At 66.3% G+C, this 13139-nt stretch carries 15 protein-coding genes; 6 read left to right on the top strand and 9 right to left on the bottom strand.

Annotation, left to right across the window (positions count from 1 at the left end; translation table 11 throughout):
- Nucleotides 1-52: 52 nt before the first annotated feature.
- Both DEIGR_RS19110 and DEIGR_RS19115 read left to right on the top strand, forming a co-directional pair.
- Nucleotides 53-2785 (top strand): class I SAM-dependent DNA methyltransferase, encoded by a 2733-nt coding sequence (locus DEIGR_RS19110; protein WP_058980105.1) that lies wholly within the window; start codon nt 53-55, stop codon nt 2783-2785.
- 208 nt (nt 2786-2993) lie between these two features.
- The gene (locus DEIGR_RS19115; protein WP_058980107.1) at nt 2994-3200 is read left to right on the top strand and encodes a hypothetical protein; all 207 of its coding nucleotides are present in this window, start codon (nt 2994-2996) and stop codon (nt 3198-3200) included.
- Nucleotides 3201-3261: 61 nt separating this feature from the next.
- Here the strand turns inward: DEIGR_RS19115 and DEIGR_RS19120 are convergent, their stop codons facing one another.
- A complete protein-coding gene (locus tag DEIGR_RS19120; RefSeq protein WP_058980108.1) occupies nt 3262-4224 on the bottom strand; it encodes a hypothetical protein in 963 nt (320 codons plus the stop codon).
- Nucleotides 4225-4381: 157 nt separating this feature from the next.
- On the opposite strand from DEIGR_RS19120, the gene DEIGR_RS21145 reads away from it, so the two are divergent.
- Nucleotides 4382-5107, top strand: a complete 726-nt coding sequence (locus DEIGR_RS21145; protein ID WP_058980113.1) for a hypothetical protein — start codon at nt 4382-4384, stop codon at nt 5105-5107.
- Nucleotides 5108-5233: 126 nt separating this feature from the next.
- Here the strand turns inward: DEIGR_RS21145 and DEIGR_RS19130 are convergent, their stop codons facing one another.
- Complete coding sequence (locus tag DEIGR_RS19130; protein ID WP_058980115.1) at nt 5234-5494, bottom strand: hypothetical protein; 261 nt, start codon at nt 5492-5494, stop codon at nt 5234-5236.
- Nucleotides 5495-5517: 23 nt separating this feature from the next.
- On the opposite strand from DEIGR_RS19130, the gene DEIGR_RS19135 reads away from it, so the two are divergent.
- On the top strand, nt 5518-5790 hold the full coding sequence (locus DEIGR_RS19135; protein WP_058980117.1) for a hypothetical protein: 273 nt from the start codon (nt 5518-5520) through the stop codon (nt 5788-5790).
- Between the two features lie 193 nt (nt 5791-5983).
- On the opposite strand, the gene DEIGR_RS19140 is transcribed toward DEIGR_RS19135, so the two are convergent.
- Nucleotides 5984-6982 carry a tyrosine-type recombinase/integrase gene (locus DEIGR_RS19140; protein ID WP_058980119.1) on the bottom strand — a complete coding sequence of 333 codons (999 nt, stop codon included), beginning with the start codon at nt 6980-6982 and terminating at the stop codon, nt 5984-5986.
- Between the two features lie 104 nt (nt 6983-7086).
- On the opposite strand from DEIGR_RS19140, the gene DEIGR_RS19145 reads away from it, so the two are divergent.
- A complete protein-coding gene (locus tag DEIGR_RS19145; RefSeq protein WP_058980120.1) occupies nt 7087-7863 on the top strand; it encodes a hypothetical protein in 777 nt (258 codons plus the stop codon).
- Here DEIGR_RS19145 and DEIGR_RS19150 read toward each other — a convergent pair.
- A complete protein-coding gene (locus DEIGR_RS19150) occupies nt 7834-8493 on the bottom strand; it encodes a hypothetical protein (protein ID WP_058980121.1) in 660 nt (219 codons plus the stop codon). The two genes, DEIGR_RS19145 and DEIGR_RS19150, sit on opposite strands and share 30 nt — an antisense overlap.
- A 268-nt stretch (nt 8494-8761) precedes the next feature.
- Here DEIGR_RS19150 and DEIGR_RS20730 point away from each other — a divergent pair, with 268 nt between their 5' ends.
- Nucleotides 8762-9214 (top strand): hypothetical protein, encoded by a 453-nt coding sequence (locus DEIGR_RS20730; RefSeq protein WP_153013980.1) that lies wholly within the window; start codon nt 8762-8764, stop codon nt 9212-9214.
- A 155-nt stretch (nt 9215-9369) separates the two neighbouring features.
- On the opposite strand, the gene DEIGR_RS21200 is transcribed toward DEIGR_RS20730, so the two are convergent.
- The 5 genes from DEIGR_RS21200 to DEIGR_RS19175 form a co-directional block, all read right to left on the bottom strand.
- The gene (locus tag DEIGR_RS21200) at nt 9370-10266 is read right to left on the bottom strand and encodes a ParB/RepB/Spo0J family partition protein (RefSeq protein WP_058980122.1); all 897 of its coding nucleotides are present in this window, start codon (nt 10264-10266) and stop codon (nt 9370-9372) included.
- Nucleotides 10263-11030 (bottom strand): ParA family protein, encoded by a 768-nt coding sequence (locus DEIGR_RS19160; RefSeq protein ID WP_058980124.1) that lies wholly within the window; start codon nt 11028-11030, stop codon nt 10263-10265. Before DEIGR_RS19160 ends, DEIGR_RS21200 begins: the two co-directional genes overlap by 4 nt.
- A gap of 101 nt (nt 11031-11131) precedes the next feature.
- Nucleotides 11132-11506 (bottom strand): helix-turn-helix domain-containing protein, encoded by a 375-nt coding sequence (locus DEIGR_RS19165; protein ID WP_058980126.1) that lies wholly within the window; start codon nt 11504-11506, stop codon nt 11132-11134.
- Between the two features lie 383 nt (nt 11507-11889).
- The gene (locus DEIGR_RS19170) at nt 11890-12288 is read right to left on the bottom strand and encodes a hypothetical protein (protein ID WP_058980128.1); all 399 of its coding nucleotides are present in this window, start codon (nt 12286-12288) and stop codon (nt 11890-11892) included.
- Complete coding sequence (locus DEIGR_RS19175; RefSeq protein ID WP_058980130.1) at nt 12285-12815, bottom strand: nucleoside triphosphate pyrophosphohydrolase family protein; 531 nt, start codon at nt 12813-12815, stop codon at nt 12285-12287. Before DEIGR_RS19175 ends, DEIGR_RS19170 begins: the two co-directional genes overlap by 4 nt.
- Nucleotides 12816-13139 lie beyond the last annotated feature (324 nt).

Below are 13139 nucleotides of genomic sequence, written 5' to 3' on the forward strand. Positions count from 1 at the left end.
CCGCCAGACGCGGGGTTTTTTCATGGGGCGACCTCGTCATGAGAGGAGACCCATGGACCACGCAGCATTCGCCCGATTCTGGAGAAACGAGATCCCAAGAGCTGCTGAACGCGACAGCTATCAGAATCACTGGCGTGGTCTGTGTGAGATCGTGCGGCACCCTTTTCCCGGGGTGGACCCGAACTACAAATTCGAGCGGAAAGTGCAGAAGGTCGGTACGAAGGACACGGGATTCGCCGACGTGTACAAAGCCAAGCATTTCATTGCGGAGTACAAGCGCCCCGGCCGGGACCTGGGGGCCGCTCGCCAGCAGGCGGCGCTATACGCATGGGAGCTCGGCAACCCACCCCTGCTGATCACCTCTGACTTCGCGCGGATTGAGGTGAACACGGCGTTCACTGGGACCAGCCCGAAAACTTACCTGATTGGCCTGGACGACATCGAGCACAACCAGGTGATCAAGGGCGGCGACCTCACGGCGCTGGAGATCCTGAACTCCGCTTTTCACGCGCCGGAAAACTTGGATCCGCGGCACTTCCGCGAACGGCTCACGACGACCGCCACGCGGCAGGTCGGGCAGGTCGCACTCCGCATGGGCCAGCGTGAGGGCAAGGCGCGGGCGGCGCACATGATGATGCGCCTCGTGTTCGCCCTCTTCGCGGAGGACGTCACCTTGCTCGAGCGCGGTCTCGTGACCCGGGTGCTCGAACGCAGCCGGGCCCACCCGGAGAACAGTCAGGCGTACTTCCAGGAACTGTTCCGCGCGATGAAGGGCGGTGGTGAGTTCTGGGGGCACGACATCCAGCACTTCAACGGCGGCCTGTTCGACGAGGCAGACGCTCTGGCCATCACGTCCGACGAGGCGGCCGCGCTGGTGGAGGCCGCGCAGCTGGACTGGTCAGAAGTGGAACCTAGCATCTTCGGCACGCTGTTCGAGAACGGCCTCGATGAGGACACCCGCAGCCGCCGCGGCGCGCATTACACCAGCGTGACGGACATTGAGCGCGTCGTCGACCGCGTCGTGATGGAACCCCTCTGGGCGGAATGGGACGCGCTGAGGCACGGGTTGCAGAAGATGAAGCGTCAGCAGCGAATCGAACAGCTGTTCGCGTTCCAGGACCGCGTGCGGGGCGTGCGGGTGCTGGATCCGGCCTGCGGGAGCGGCAACTTCCTGTTCGTGGCCCTGAAGAAGCTGCTCGACCTGGAGTACCAGATCCGTTCAGCCGTCACCATGAACGGCGTCGGCGAATTCGAGATGCCTCCACTCGTGCACCCCAAGCAGATGCTGGGCCTGGAAATCGAGCCGTTCGCGCACGAGCTGGCCAGCATCACGCTGTGGATGGGGTACATCCAGTGGAAACGCGCGCACGGTGGGCACTGGGAAACGCCGATCCTGCAGCACCTGAACAACATCCAGAACCGGGACGCGCTGCTCAACCCGGACGGCACCGAGGCGCAGTGGCCGGACGCGGAGTTCATCGTCGGGAACCCGCCCTTCCTGGGTGACAAGATGATGCGCGCCCAGCTGGGCGGTGAGTACACCAACACCCTGCGGGGCGTCTACGCTGACCGGCTGCCTGCGCAGAGTGACCTCGTGTGCTACTGGCCGGAGAAGGCGCGGGCCATGGTGGAATCGGGCGTTACGCGCCGGGCGGGTTTCGTGGCAACGAACAGCATCCGTGGCGGCAAGAATCGGGTGGTCCTTGATCGCATCAAGGCAACCGGTGACATCTTCATGGCGTGGCCTGATGAACCCTGGGAGCAGAACGGCGCGGCCGTCCGCGTCAGCCTCTTCGCGTTCGACAAGGGCATGGAAACCCAGAAGACGGTGAATGACCAGTTTGTCAGTGACATCACCGCCGACCTGACCTCGCGTATCGACGTGAAATCCGCAGTGAAGCTCTCGGAGAACGGAGGGCGGAGCTTCATCGGTACACAGAAGGGCGGTGCCTTCGATATTCCTGCTGAATTGGCGCAGCAGTGGATCAACGCCCCGAACCCGGATGGTGTGGAAAACGCGGATGTGCTGAAGCCCTGGGTGAACGGCATGGACCTGACGCGCCGGCCCAGCAACCGGTGGATCATCGACTTCGCCCTGATGAGCGAGATGGAGGCGTCACGGTATCTAATGCCTATGGCGTACGTCGTTCAGCACATCCAGCCGGTTAAGAGTCAGAATCGTCGGGAGAATAGGGCACGCCACTGGTGGCGGTTTGATGAGCCAGCTTCGAACTTGCGTGCCGGGCTCGCTGGCTTGACGCGCTTCATTGGCATTCCAAGGGTGGCCAAGCACCTTCTGCCGGTCTGGCTGCCCGAGGGCACACTGCCGGACTCACAGGTGGTGTCAATCGCGCGGGATGATGACTTCACATTCGGCGTCTTGGCCTCCACAACACATCGCTGCTGGGCCCGGGCACAGGGCACGTACATGGGTGTTGGTAATGATCTGCGGTATACCCCCTCTACCTGCTTCGAGACCTTCCCATTCCCGGATCCAGCCCCTGAGCAGCGTGCAGACATCGAAAAGTGGGCGCGGTTCGTGGTGACGATGCGGGAGCACCTGCTGGCGCAGGACACGAAGGCGACGCTGACAGGCCTGTACAACGACGTGGTCCGCCTGCGCGCCGAGCCGGACGCCACGCATCCCGTCACGGCGCTCGTGAAGGCCCACGCGGACCTAGACAAGGCGGTGGCCGCCGCGTACGGCTGGGACTGGCCGCTGAGCGAGGACGATGTGCTCGCGCGACTACTGGCGCTGAACCTAGAGCGGGCCGCGACAGCCTGATCAAGCGGGCGTATGTGGCGTCGCGCATCCAGAGGCTGGATCTGAGGCAGCACGTTCCAGCAGTGCGTGTCATGCTGCGCGCGTGTCCCCTCACGACGACGCGAACCGCGCCCTGATCGAGATCCTCCGTGCAGGCCTGCCCGCCGCGCCAACGCCTGCACCGGCACCGCAGGGCGAACGTCCAGCCGCACCCCGCTAAGCTGACCGGATGACGTTCCAGCCCGGCCGCCCCCTCCCTGCCGACCCACAGACCACCCAGGAGCGCACCCTGTACCACGCACCGCGGATGTCCGGCGTGATGGGCAGCATGACCCGCGAGGGCGGCACGTGGCAGTGGCGACAGCTGCGTGGCGACGGGCCGGACGCGTACGGCACGGGCGGCTGGAACGACCTGCAGAAGTGGCTCCAGGGATGAACGTACAAGATGCGAAGCCGGAAGCATGGCGACCAAGTGAACCACTCACCATGTGTCCTGATCAGCAGCGGCGGTAGTACCCGCTGACGTACGTGCCGTTGCTGCGGCGGTACCCGTTCACCCAGCACTGCCCACCTGAGGAGGTGGCCGGCGCCGCACCTGGCGTGACGACTGGCGTGGGAGCCGTGAACGTCGGGGCGGTGGTCACGGTCCTCTGGAAAGTGCCCTGGAAGGTGGGCGTCAGCGTGCGCCCAAGGGTCAGCTCCTGCAGGTAGGCGACCGGCCCGACCACCCCGCTCTGGTAACTGCGGATGTCGTAGTACCCCGGCAGCAGTTCCGCGAGGTCGAGCACCGGCTGCCCACCTCCCGTGAACACCAGGAACACGTACCCGGGGGCGATGGGGAGTTGCAGGCCCGCGCGGTCCGCTCGGGCGGGCGCGGCATAGAGGGCTGGGATGGTTAGCCGGGTGAGGCCGGAGGCAGGCACGGTAATGGTCACCCGTTGTGTGGTCTTGCCGGTGGCGCTGACGATCATGGGGTACGTACCGGGCTTCAGGCTCTGCGGGTCACGGACGGGCTGGTTGCCGTCGAGGATGACGAAGTAACTCCCGGTGGGGTTGTCGATCGTGAACGCCGGGAGCAGCGCGGGCGTAGTGGCATTGGGGGTGGCGGCGCTGGCGGGTGCCGCCGCAGCACTGGGTTGCAGCAGCAGCAGGGCCTGCGCGTCGCCCCTTGGGAGGACGCTGAGAGTGGTCTGACCCTGCTCGATGTCGGTGCTCAGGCCCCCTTCCGGACCGTCCCGCCAGGGGTTGGGGAGCAGGGCGGGGAAGGAGGTGAAGATCTTCCCCGCGACCGCGACCGTGTCACCCGTGACCCGCACGCAGCTGCCCTGGTAGGGGGCAGGGCAGGTCTGCGGGAGCCCGCCGAGGGCCTGGGCGAGCTGCCCGGCGACCGTGGCGGGCGTGGCGACCGCCAGAGACGGGAGGGTGAGGGCGGCGAGGGTGAGCCAGGCGCGAAGGGTCATACGGCAGCGTACCGGAGGGGGGAATGGGCCGGGAACACACATGCGTCACTTGTTCTTCTGGGCTGGCAGCCCGGGCCCTGTCGGGAAGATGATCTTGGCCCCTGGCGCCGCTCAGGTGAGGACAAGCGGGACGGGCGTGATCCCTACACTGACGGGCATGTCTGAGCGTATGAACCTGAACATGGAGCCTCCGGAGCCTGCTGGAGACCGGGCGTGGCCGGAGTTCGTGCGGCACTCGTACGGGTCGAACGAGGGATTGACGGACGATACGCAGAACAGTGAGGCGTACCCGTATGGGTACCTAGGGTGGTTCATCCGTATGGGGCATCACGTGGCGTCGCTGATCGGTGCGCACACGGGGCGGACGGATGACGCGGCGGTGCTGGCAGCGGCGCTGCTGGGGGATATGGACGAAGAGCGGGACATGCAGCGGGAGCATCCGGAGGGGCTGGCGCTGCTGGATGAGGTGCAGGGGCTGCTGCTGGGGAAGTTGCGTCAGTTCAGCCTGCCGGTCGGGCCGCTGCTGTACGACGCGGATGAGGCAGTCTCGGTGCTGGAAGCGTGGGGACCGCGCATCGAGGGGTTCCACGGGAATGCGTGCGTGGCGCTGGTGAACTACCTGGAAAGTGTGAAAACCCGGTGCCAAGAACTGGGGGAAGTCAGGGTGCGGCGGGCCACTCCACCCGCAGTACTTCAGGTCAGCGAGGCGGAGGTGCGGGCGGACGTGGCGGAGCAGCTGCGAGACCTGGCGGTGGACGTGGAGGAGGGACGACTGCGCGTGCAGGAGGTTCGCACAGGCCGACGGGGGTCACACGTGGAGGTGCTGATCATGGGACGGGTGACTCGCCGCGCGCCGGACACGGCGTCCAGCGAAGCCAGCTGAAGTCCGGTCGAATACGTTGACTATTGATGAGACGGAGTACTGACTCGACGTGAAATTCGCACCTTCGCACCTCGACGCCTAACCGTCATTCCCGCTTGGCTGGGCGGCCATGTGGGGCGACCCTCCTCAGTCCTGCATGCGGGCCAGGAACCACCCATGCGGGTGCGCCCCTTCCTTCTCGTCTAACCGGTGCACCTCCATCGTCACAGGGCCGCACTGGATGACCCAGCAGTCGCGGCTGGGCTCCCCGAGCCACCAGCGGCCGCCGGCGCGGTACTGGTCGAGGACCTGCGTGAGGTGGTACGTCCGGCCCGCCCAGCGGATGACCTTCGGGGTGCCGTCCGGGGTGAGGTGCGTGACCTCGCAGGGCTGCTGGATGGCGCGCATGCCTACAGGGTACGGTGGGCGGCATGGACGTCCGAGACCTGACCGCCGTGGAGATCGCTGACCTGCTGGACGCCGCGTGGCGCGAGGACCAGGGGGAAGCGGTGCGCGGGCCGGATCAGGAGACCCGCACCTACCTCGCGGATCGCCTGGGCTGCGACGAGGACCTGCGGGCCGAGGCGTGGGCGGCGTGGCGTGATGAGCTGATCGCGGATGGCCGCAGCGTCGACGAGGCGGAGTACTGGCTGGACGTGGAGTTCCTGCAGCCCTGCCCCGAGGATCACCCCACTGGGGACTGAGCACACAGAAGACTGCGTCAGTGGGATTGACCCTGCTGGCGCAGATTCAATCGTGCGCATTGCGTGACTTCAACCCGCCTTTCGTGCACTTCATGAGAGTTGGGGCCGTTGAATGAGCAGATTTCAGTGTGTTTCGTCAACTGAAATGCAGCTCGGCAGAACGATGTGCAGTGATGCGCGGGCAGTTGTCCGGTCACTCTACCCACGTGTCCAGCGCTTCCGTGAGTCTCTCGGGCCGCATCTTGGCGTAGATCTCGGTGGTGCCGATGGTGCTGTGGCGCAGATGGCGACTCACCACGTAGATGTCACCCGTTTGTTCGAGGAGCATGGTGGCCGCCGCGTGGCGCAAGCCGTGCACCTGGCGCCGCTCGTACGTCACGCCAGCAAGGGTGCATAGGGCGCGCAGCAGCATCCGGACTGATTTCGGGTTGCGCCACGGGAGCACGTGCCCGGTCCGGGCGTTCTCGGGCACAGCACTGAGGGCGGCGTGCAGCGGGCCGGACAGGTGCACCCGCGCGGTCTTCCGGCCCTTGCCGGTCACGGTCATCCGCTTCTTGTCGAGATCCACGCGGTCCCAGGTCAGGCCGATCATCTCGCTCATGCGCAGTGCGCCGTGAGCCCCGAGCAGCAGCATCAGCTGCTCGTCCGGATCCGCGACGGCCATCAGGGCCGCGATGTCCTCGCGGGTGTACGCCTCGCGACGCGCCCAGGGGTCCGTGGGGTCCGCGACGCGCGGGGTGTCCGCGAACGGGTCCGCCTGGAGCACGCCCGCCCAGCGCAGGGCGCGGTACAGCGCGCGGGCGGCGGACCGGCGGGCATTGATCGTGCCGGGGGTCAGGCCAGTCCGTTCCAGGGCGCGGAGGTACCCGACGGTGAGGTCCGTGTCGTGCTCTGTCATGCGCTGCCAGCCCAGTGGGAAGGCGTACTGCAGGAAGCGCCAGACGCCCGTGCGGTAGGCGCGTAGGGTGTGCTCGCTCGTGTGGCTGCCGCCCCGGCCGTACAGACGCAGGTTGTACTCGGTGACGGACCACAGGGTATCCACGTCCCGGGTGCGCAGCGCCTCGCGGACGGTGGCTTTACGCTCGGGTCTGGTCAGGGTGTCCCACTGCACGTCGACCGGGAGCCACTGATGCGTGCCGGTCGCGCTGATCTCCGGCAGTGAGGGTTTCTTGTTCTTCTTGGTCTTCTTCATCGCGGATCGCCTCCGCTCTCCTGGGTCGCCCTGCCCCCTGGGGCGGGCGGCCCTCACGGTTTTTCAACGGACGGCTGTGTCTCTCAGGGCCTACCCTGAGGCCCATGCCCGACTGGACAGACACTGAGCGCGCGGTTATGGGGGCCATCCTGGAAGTTGGTGCGCTGACCTCCCGTCGGGTGCAGGCGACATACGGTCCCCGGCCCAACTGGCACCGCCTCATCACGGAGCGCCAGCTCAGAGAGGTCAGGACCATCTACGGGCCTGTGCTGACGCCCACCGAGGCGGTCCACGAAAAGGTTGAGTCCACGGGGCGTCTACGTGGACCCGGCAGCCTCGCGGACCGGGCGTACATGCTCGATGCGATCGACCTGGTAGCGCAGCATGGGTACCGGTTCGTGTCGCACGACTACAAGGGTGGCCAGGTGCCCGGCACCACGACCGCGCACATCACGCGCACCCGCATTGAAGTCTCGCGGGAGGAGATGGAGCGCCTCGTCGACTGGGCCAGCGACCGGCCAGGGCCACTGCCGAAAGCCCTGGGGCGGACGTGGCTGTACGCCCGCTGCTCAGGCGGCGGCATGCAGGCCTCAGATCTGCGGCGCATCCTCAAGGCGACGGAAGAACAGAACAGGCCGAAGGAATACAGCACCGATCACGTGCAGGTCCTCCACGCGCCCCTGCTGTTCGTGGTCCCTGCAGAGGACGATGCACTTCGCGCGTACGCGCGGCGTTACCTGGCCGAGCACCGGCGGACGTACGACCGGGGATGGAATTACAACCAGCGACTGCATTACGTCCCACCGTTCGAGATTTTTGAGCAGCCGCTGCCGAACCAGGTGTACCGCCCATCATCTGTCGAACGTGGCCGTCCGCTCTGAAATCTTGTTGAGCCGTGGCCGCGGGGCGTACGGGTCGCCCGGCCGGTGCACGTCGACGTACATCGTCCGCACCTGCTTGAGGCCTGTGAGCTTGCCCTGGGCGTGGAGTGCGTAGACCCGCGAGTCTAGTTTTTCGACGCGGCCGTGCACGCTGGTCAGCCAGATCAGACGCTGGTACCCAGCGGCGGCAAACCCGATGAGTTTGGCGTCGACCCGTTCCGGGTTGTAGCCGGTATCGACCTCCACGGCGACGTCCTGAGCCCGACCATGAGGCGAGCGCAGCTCCGCGTCTGGCCACATGCCCTGGCGCCCCCTCAGAGTCAGATACGTGAACTGTAGGGCCTGGGCGTTTATGTCATCTGCCAGTCGCAGGGCACCCTCAGCCAGGAGCGCCTGATGCAGGAGGTCGCGTGGCGCTGACCGCAGGCTCTGCTCCTGCCGGCTGACGAACGTCAGCGTCGTCATGCTGCTGGCCTGATGTGACTGCGTGCGGACGTCAAGGTCGATGCGTGGATAATCCATCCAGCCAGCCGCCTGCGCGAGCCCCAGGCGGGCCAGGGAGACCGAGGTCATGACCGGGTGCTCCGTCAACAGGCGGCGCAGCTTGGCTTTGCGGACAGCTGGGTGCATGGGGCATGATCACCTGAGTTCATGCCGAAGTGCCGTGAAAAAGGGCACGCAGGCTGATGCAGACGTAAAATAACGGTAGGCGGAAGTGGTGCGCTTTCCCTAGGAATGATGAGTTTTTTGCAGAATCGGAGTGACACAAAAAACTCATCGAATCACAACAATGGACACTCAAATTTGAGTGTCCAATCGTTATTTGCCCCCCATGTTGTCCATAATTGAATGAGGAAAATCGCATATCTCAGGTATGACGGTCAGGCTAGAGTAAACCATGTTGAAATCCGAGCTGGCACGAGAAATCGGCATAGATCCCAGCGTCATGACGAAACGGCACCGCGAATACTGCCGCCTCGCGGACATTGATGAAAACGAGAGGTACCTCGACGCCAACACCGTTGCCGATCTGCGTGCAGCCTCTGAAATGGTGAGTAACGGGACAGCGCGTAACTGGCCGGAGGCCGTGCGCCGCCGCCTGGGCCAGCACGTCGACCCAGTGCCGCCCAGCAGCGTGGCAGAGATCATCCAGCGACTCAGTGCACTGGAAACCAACGTGCAGCTGATCGCCAATCAACTGGAGCGCATCGAGAGCAGCCTGCGTGACCGTCCTCAGCCAACCATGATGTCGCGCCCCGTGGGACCAACCCCAGCTCCCATGCCCGTCCGTCCACCCGCGCCAGCACCGCACGTCCAGCAGCCAACTACAGAATGGTCTGGTGAAGACTGATCAGCTGGGTGTGTCATTAGCGATGCAGTGATCTACTCAGATCACGGTGAGTGCCTGGTTATGTGCAGATAGACCACCTGTCTTAATTCCAGTCGACTCATCGCAGCAGAAACGACCGTGTCTACTGGAGACACGGTCGTTTCTGCGCACTGACGTCAGTCCGGCAGGTTCATGGCCTTGCGGACGCTGTCCGGCATGCGGTTCAGCCAGCCCTGCAGGTCCTTCTGAGCCTTGTCGTCGAGTGTGCCCAGCCACTTCACGCTGCCGATGCGTTTGCCGACCTCGGTCACGCGGGTGGGGTCCACCTTCAGCGGCGTCGGGCGGGCTTCCAGGGCGGCGCGGCGGGCCTTGACCTCCCGGTACCCGGCGCCGCCCAGCGCCAGGGCCAGCAGCTCCGCCTGGTGCGCGTCAGGCGCGGCGGCGATCACGGCCGCGATGCTGTAGTGCAGCCCCGCCTGCATGGCCTGCACGATCGCCTCCGGGTACCGCAGCACGCGGAGCTTGTTCGTGGTGAACGACTGCCAGCTGCCCAGGCTCGCGGCGGCGAACAGCTGCTCGAGTACGTCGCGGTCCTCGGTGTTCGTGCCGCGCGCGGCGGCGTACATGCGGGCCCGGGCGGTGTCCTCGTCCACGCCGAGCGTCAGCGCGACGAGGCGCAGGGTGGCGGCCGCTTCCTCGTACTGGTTGAGGTCCTCGCGGTGCAGGTTCTCCAGCAGCGCGGCGCGGGTGGCCTGCTCGTCGGTGAGGTCGCGCACGTACACGGGCACTTCGGTGAGTCCGGCCTGCTGCGCGGCGCGCCAGCGGCGTTCCCCGGCGATGATCTCGTGCCCGTCCGGCGCGGGGCGCACGAGCAGCGGCTGGAGCACGCCCTGCTTCCGGATGCTGTCCGCCAGGTCCGCCAGCGCCTGCGGGTCGAAGTGCCGCCGGGGCTGGAAGGCAGCCGGGCGCAGATCCGCGACGGGCAGGGTGATGCTTGGCATGTCTGCCAGGGAGGACGCGCCGTTCAGCAGGTCCTCGATGCCGGGGCGTGGCGTGGGGCGCCGGCGGGTCATGCCGTCACCGCCACGTCGAGGTTCAGGGCGCGCGCGACGTCCGACGTGAGGCGCAGCACGTCCTGATGCACGGGGCTGCCCGGGGCGTACACGCCCACGGGGCTGCCGTCCGTCGTGGAGTCCAGCCACACGGCCGCGCGCTCCGGCACCGGCTCCCCCAGGGGCGTCAGGCCGTCACGGAGCATGGCCAGCACCTCACGGTCATGACTACGCCGGTCGTTGTACATCGTCGGGACGTACAGCGCCACGCGCAGCTCCGGCTGGAGTCGCCGGTAGAGCCGCGTGGCCTTCTGCAGGCCGGGCAGCGCGTCAAGGCCCTTCTGCCGGGTGGGGATGGGCACGATCAACCGGTCGGCGGCCGCGGCGCCCAGGATGGCCAGCTGCCCGACGCTGGGCGGGCTGTCGACGAGCACCACGTCATACCGGTCCCGCACGTGCTCCAGCGCCTGCCGCAGGAACAACTGCGAGCCGGGCGCGCCCAGCATGCCCGTCTCCGCGAGCGCCAGGTCCACCTGACTGGGGATCAGGTGCATGCCGTGCACCTCGATCGGCTCGGGCAGCGCCTCACCCTCGGTCGCCACCTCGTACACCGTGGCGGCCAGCGTGACGCCCCGGACGCCCAGCCAGGACGTCAGGTTCGCCTGCGGGTCAAGGTCGATCAGGAGGACGCGCAGGCCCGCGCGGGACAGCTCGTACCCGACGTCACGGGTGATGCTGGTCTTCCCCGCTCCCCCGGCATGGTTGAACACCGTTGCTGTGATCACGAGGCGAGCATACCCCGACCACGCGCAACGAGCCAGAAATCACCCCCCGGCAGGCAACCGGGGGGATCTAGCGAGGTGCCCCTCGCGACAGGTTCAGTGTATCACTCGTGCGTAGCGGTGGCGCGGCTGGTGGCATTCCGTCTGGCGAGGCGTTCCAGGATGTCGGGGTGGTCGTCGAGGACCTCGTCGGTTTCCCGGTCGCCGGTGTAGTGGGTGCCAGCGGCGGTGCGGCGCAGGGTGTGCGCCTCCGGGGTCACGGTGAACAGTTTAGCTGCCTGAACGGGACGTCCGAGCAGGGCGCTCAGCACGTTGACGATCTTGGAGAGGGATTCGAGGTCGATGCGTTTGACGCCGCTTTGGCGGGTCATGGCGTAGATGGTGTTGCGGTTGAGTTGCCCTTCCAGTTCGCGTTCCAGGCGGTACGCGCTGATGTCGTGGGCCTGCATCAGCCGGTGCAGATCGAAAGTGACGGTCATATACCGAAATGGTAGGACACTCCATCATAGATTGGAGTAAGGCGGGGTACATTGACCAAAAAAGCGTCAGCCCCGACCGCGAAGGTCGGGGGATCAGTGAGTAACCCCAGATGGATGGATAGTCTACCGCGCGGTGGCGCGACCGCGACTTCTGCTGTCACGTTGTTGCTTATGCGGAGAGGCATTGTGGGTGGGCGTCGCCTGAGTATGGGGCCATTCCCGAGCCGTCACGGTTACATGCTCGGGGGGCATTTCGTCACTCCCATAATACATCCGACACGCACGCTTGATTGCATCCTTTTCAGTTTGAGCTTCAACCAAAACATGCTCGACCCCAAATCTTTGCACCAGGCTTACTCTGAATGATTTGAATCCATGGACCTTCACGTCCCCTCCCCGCCCAGCGCGCCCAGCAGCGCCAGGGCCAGAGCGTGCGCGGGGGTGTCGGACAGGCCCTGAAACGGCTGGGCAAACACGCGCCGCTCAACCTCGGCACCGAACCCGTGACCCGGAAGTCCCGCCCAGGTGCGCCACATCCACCCGCGCGCCTGGCATTCCTGCCGCAGCGCCGTCTCCAGGTACACGAGGCTCTCCGGGAACGAGTGATCACCCAGCTCGCCGATGCTGTAGACGCCGTGCCAGCCCAGCTGGTCACCGTCGCCCTGCACGAACGCTTCCAGCATGATCAGGCCCCACTGCTCGGTCAGGTCGGCCTCCCTGATCCGCTCGGGCAGGTGCCGGTGCAGGGCGCGCAGGGTCTCGGGGAGGGAGGGGGCGGTCACGTGCGCCTCCCTCCGTGCCGGTACGCCCGCTGACGGTTGGCCGCCAGGATCTCGTGGACGACCTCCACGGGCGCCCGCTTCGGGGAGTAGCGGCGCATGGCGTCCCAGGCGTGGGAGACGAGGACATGCAGCCGGTTCAGGACGGCCGGGCGCCACTCCTCGCTCTTCCGGTAGTGCTCCAGGGCCTGACTGGTCAGGGTGTGCAGGTGCATCAGTGTTTCCGTCCAGCCCTCAGCGCGCAGGTCACGGTCCCCGATCCAGCAGTACTCGGCGTCGCACCCGGCCCAGTAGCCCGGCTGGATGAGCTGCCCGAGGTCGAGGGCACGCACGATCACGTCGCCCAGTTCGCGCACGGCCTCCCGGGGCGTCTTGGCGGTCCACGCTTCGGTCACCTCACTGTGGATGAGGGCGAGGTAGCCGGGCAGCTCGTCGCGGTTGGCGTCCGGGTTGAAATCGAGGCCCCAGCCGTTGGCGGCGTTGATGGTGCGGGCCTCGGTGGCGAGGTCGTTCAGTAGCGGGTCAATCATGGTGTACCTCGGTGGTGTGCGCCAGCGCCCGCAGGTGCCGACGCTGCGCGGGGCGGGAGAGGGAGAGGAACTCGGCGGGGGAGAGGGAGGTCACCTGGAAGCCTCAACGGGGATGAGGTTCCGAGGGAGCACGGCCACTTCATGAGCGCGTCCCTTGCGATCAACGATCCGAATCAGCAGGCGTCCCTCAGCGGATGTCCGGCGTAACACGGTGCCCTCCTCAGGGCGAAGGAAGCTGTTGAAGTCGCACCGAAGCCGCACGCGCTGGCCTTTCTTGAACCCGTACAGGTCCTCTGGAGCGTCCAAGCTGCTCACGCCCCCTCC

This window comes from Deinococcus grandis, from assembly GCF_001485435.1.
Taxonomy (GTDB): domain Bacteria; phylum Deinococcota; class Deinococci; order Deinococcales; family Deinococcaceae; genus Deinococcus; species Deinococcus grandis.

Bases quoted from the DNA above. Each gene is read 5' to 3' on its own strand.
- DEIGR_RS19110 (WP_058980105.1), top strand. From the start codon at position 53: ATGGACCACGCAGCATTCGCCCGATTCTGGAGAAACGAGATCCCAAGA.
- DEIGR_RS19115 (WP_058980107.1), top strand. From the start codon at position 2,994: ATGACGTTCCAGCCCGGCCGCCCCCTCCCTGCCGACCCACAGACCACC.
- DEIGR_RS19120 (WP_058980108.1), bottom strand. From the start codon at position 4,224: ATGACCCTTCGCGCCTGGCTCACCCTCGCCGCCCTCACCCTCCCGTCT.
- DEIGR_RS21145 (WP_058980113.1), top strand. From the start codon at position 4,382: ATGTCTGAGCGTATGAACCTGAACATGGAGCCTCCGGAGCCTGCTGGA.
- DEIGR_RS19130 (WP_058980115.1), bottom strand. From the start codon at position 5,494: ATGCGCGCCATCCAGCAGCCCTGCGAGGTCACGCACCTCACCCCGGAC.
- DEIGR_RS19135 (WP_058980117.1), top strand. From the start codon at position 5,518: ATGGACGTCCGAGACCTGACCGCCGTGGAGATCGCTGACCTGCTGGAC.
- DEIGR_RS19140 (WP_058980119.1), bottom strand. From the start codon at position 6,982: ATGAAGAAGACCAAGAAGAACAAGAAACCCTCACTGCCGGAGATCAGC.
- DEIGR_RS19145 (WP_058980120.1), top strand. From the start codon at position 7,087: ATGCCCGACTGGACAGACACTGAGCGCGCGGTTATGGGGGCCATCCTG.
- DEIGR_RS19150 (WP_058980121.1), bottom strand. From the start codon at position 8,493: ATGCACCCAGCTGTCCGCAAAGCCAAGCTGCGCCGCCTGTTGACGGAG.
- DEIGR_RS20730 (WP_153013980.1), top strand. From the start codon at position 8,762: ATGTTGAAATCCGAGCTGGCACGAGAAATCGGCATAGATCCCAGCGTC.
- DEIGR_RS21200 (WP_058980122.1), bottom strand. From the start codon at position 10,266: ATGACCCGCCGGCGCCCCACGCCACGCCCCGGCATCGAGGACCTGCTG.
- DEIGR_RS19165 (WP_058980126.1), bottom strand. From the start codon at position 11,506: ATGACCGTCACTTTCGATCTGCACCGGCTGATGCAGGCCCACGACATC.
- DEIGR_RS19175 (WP_058980130.1), bottom strand. From the start codon at position 12,815: ATGATTGACCCGCTACTGAACGACCTCGCCACCGAGGCCCGCACCATC.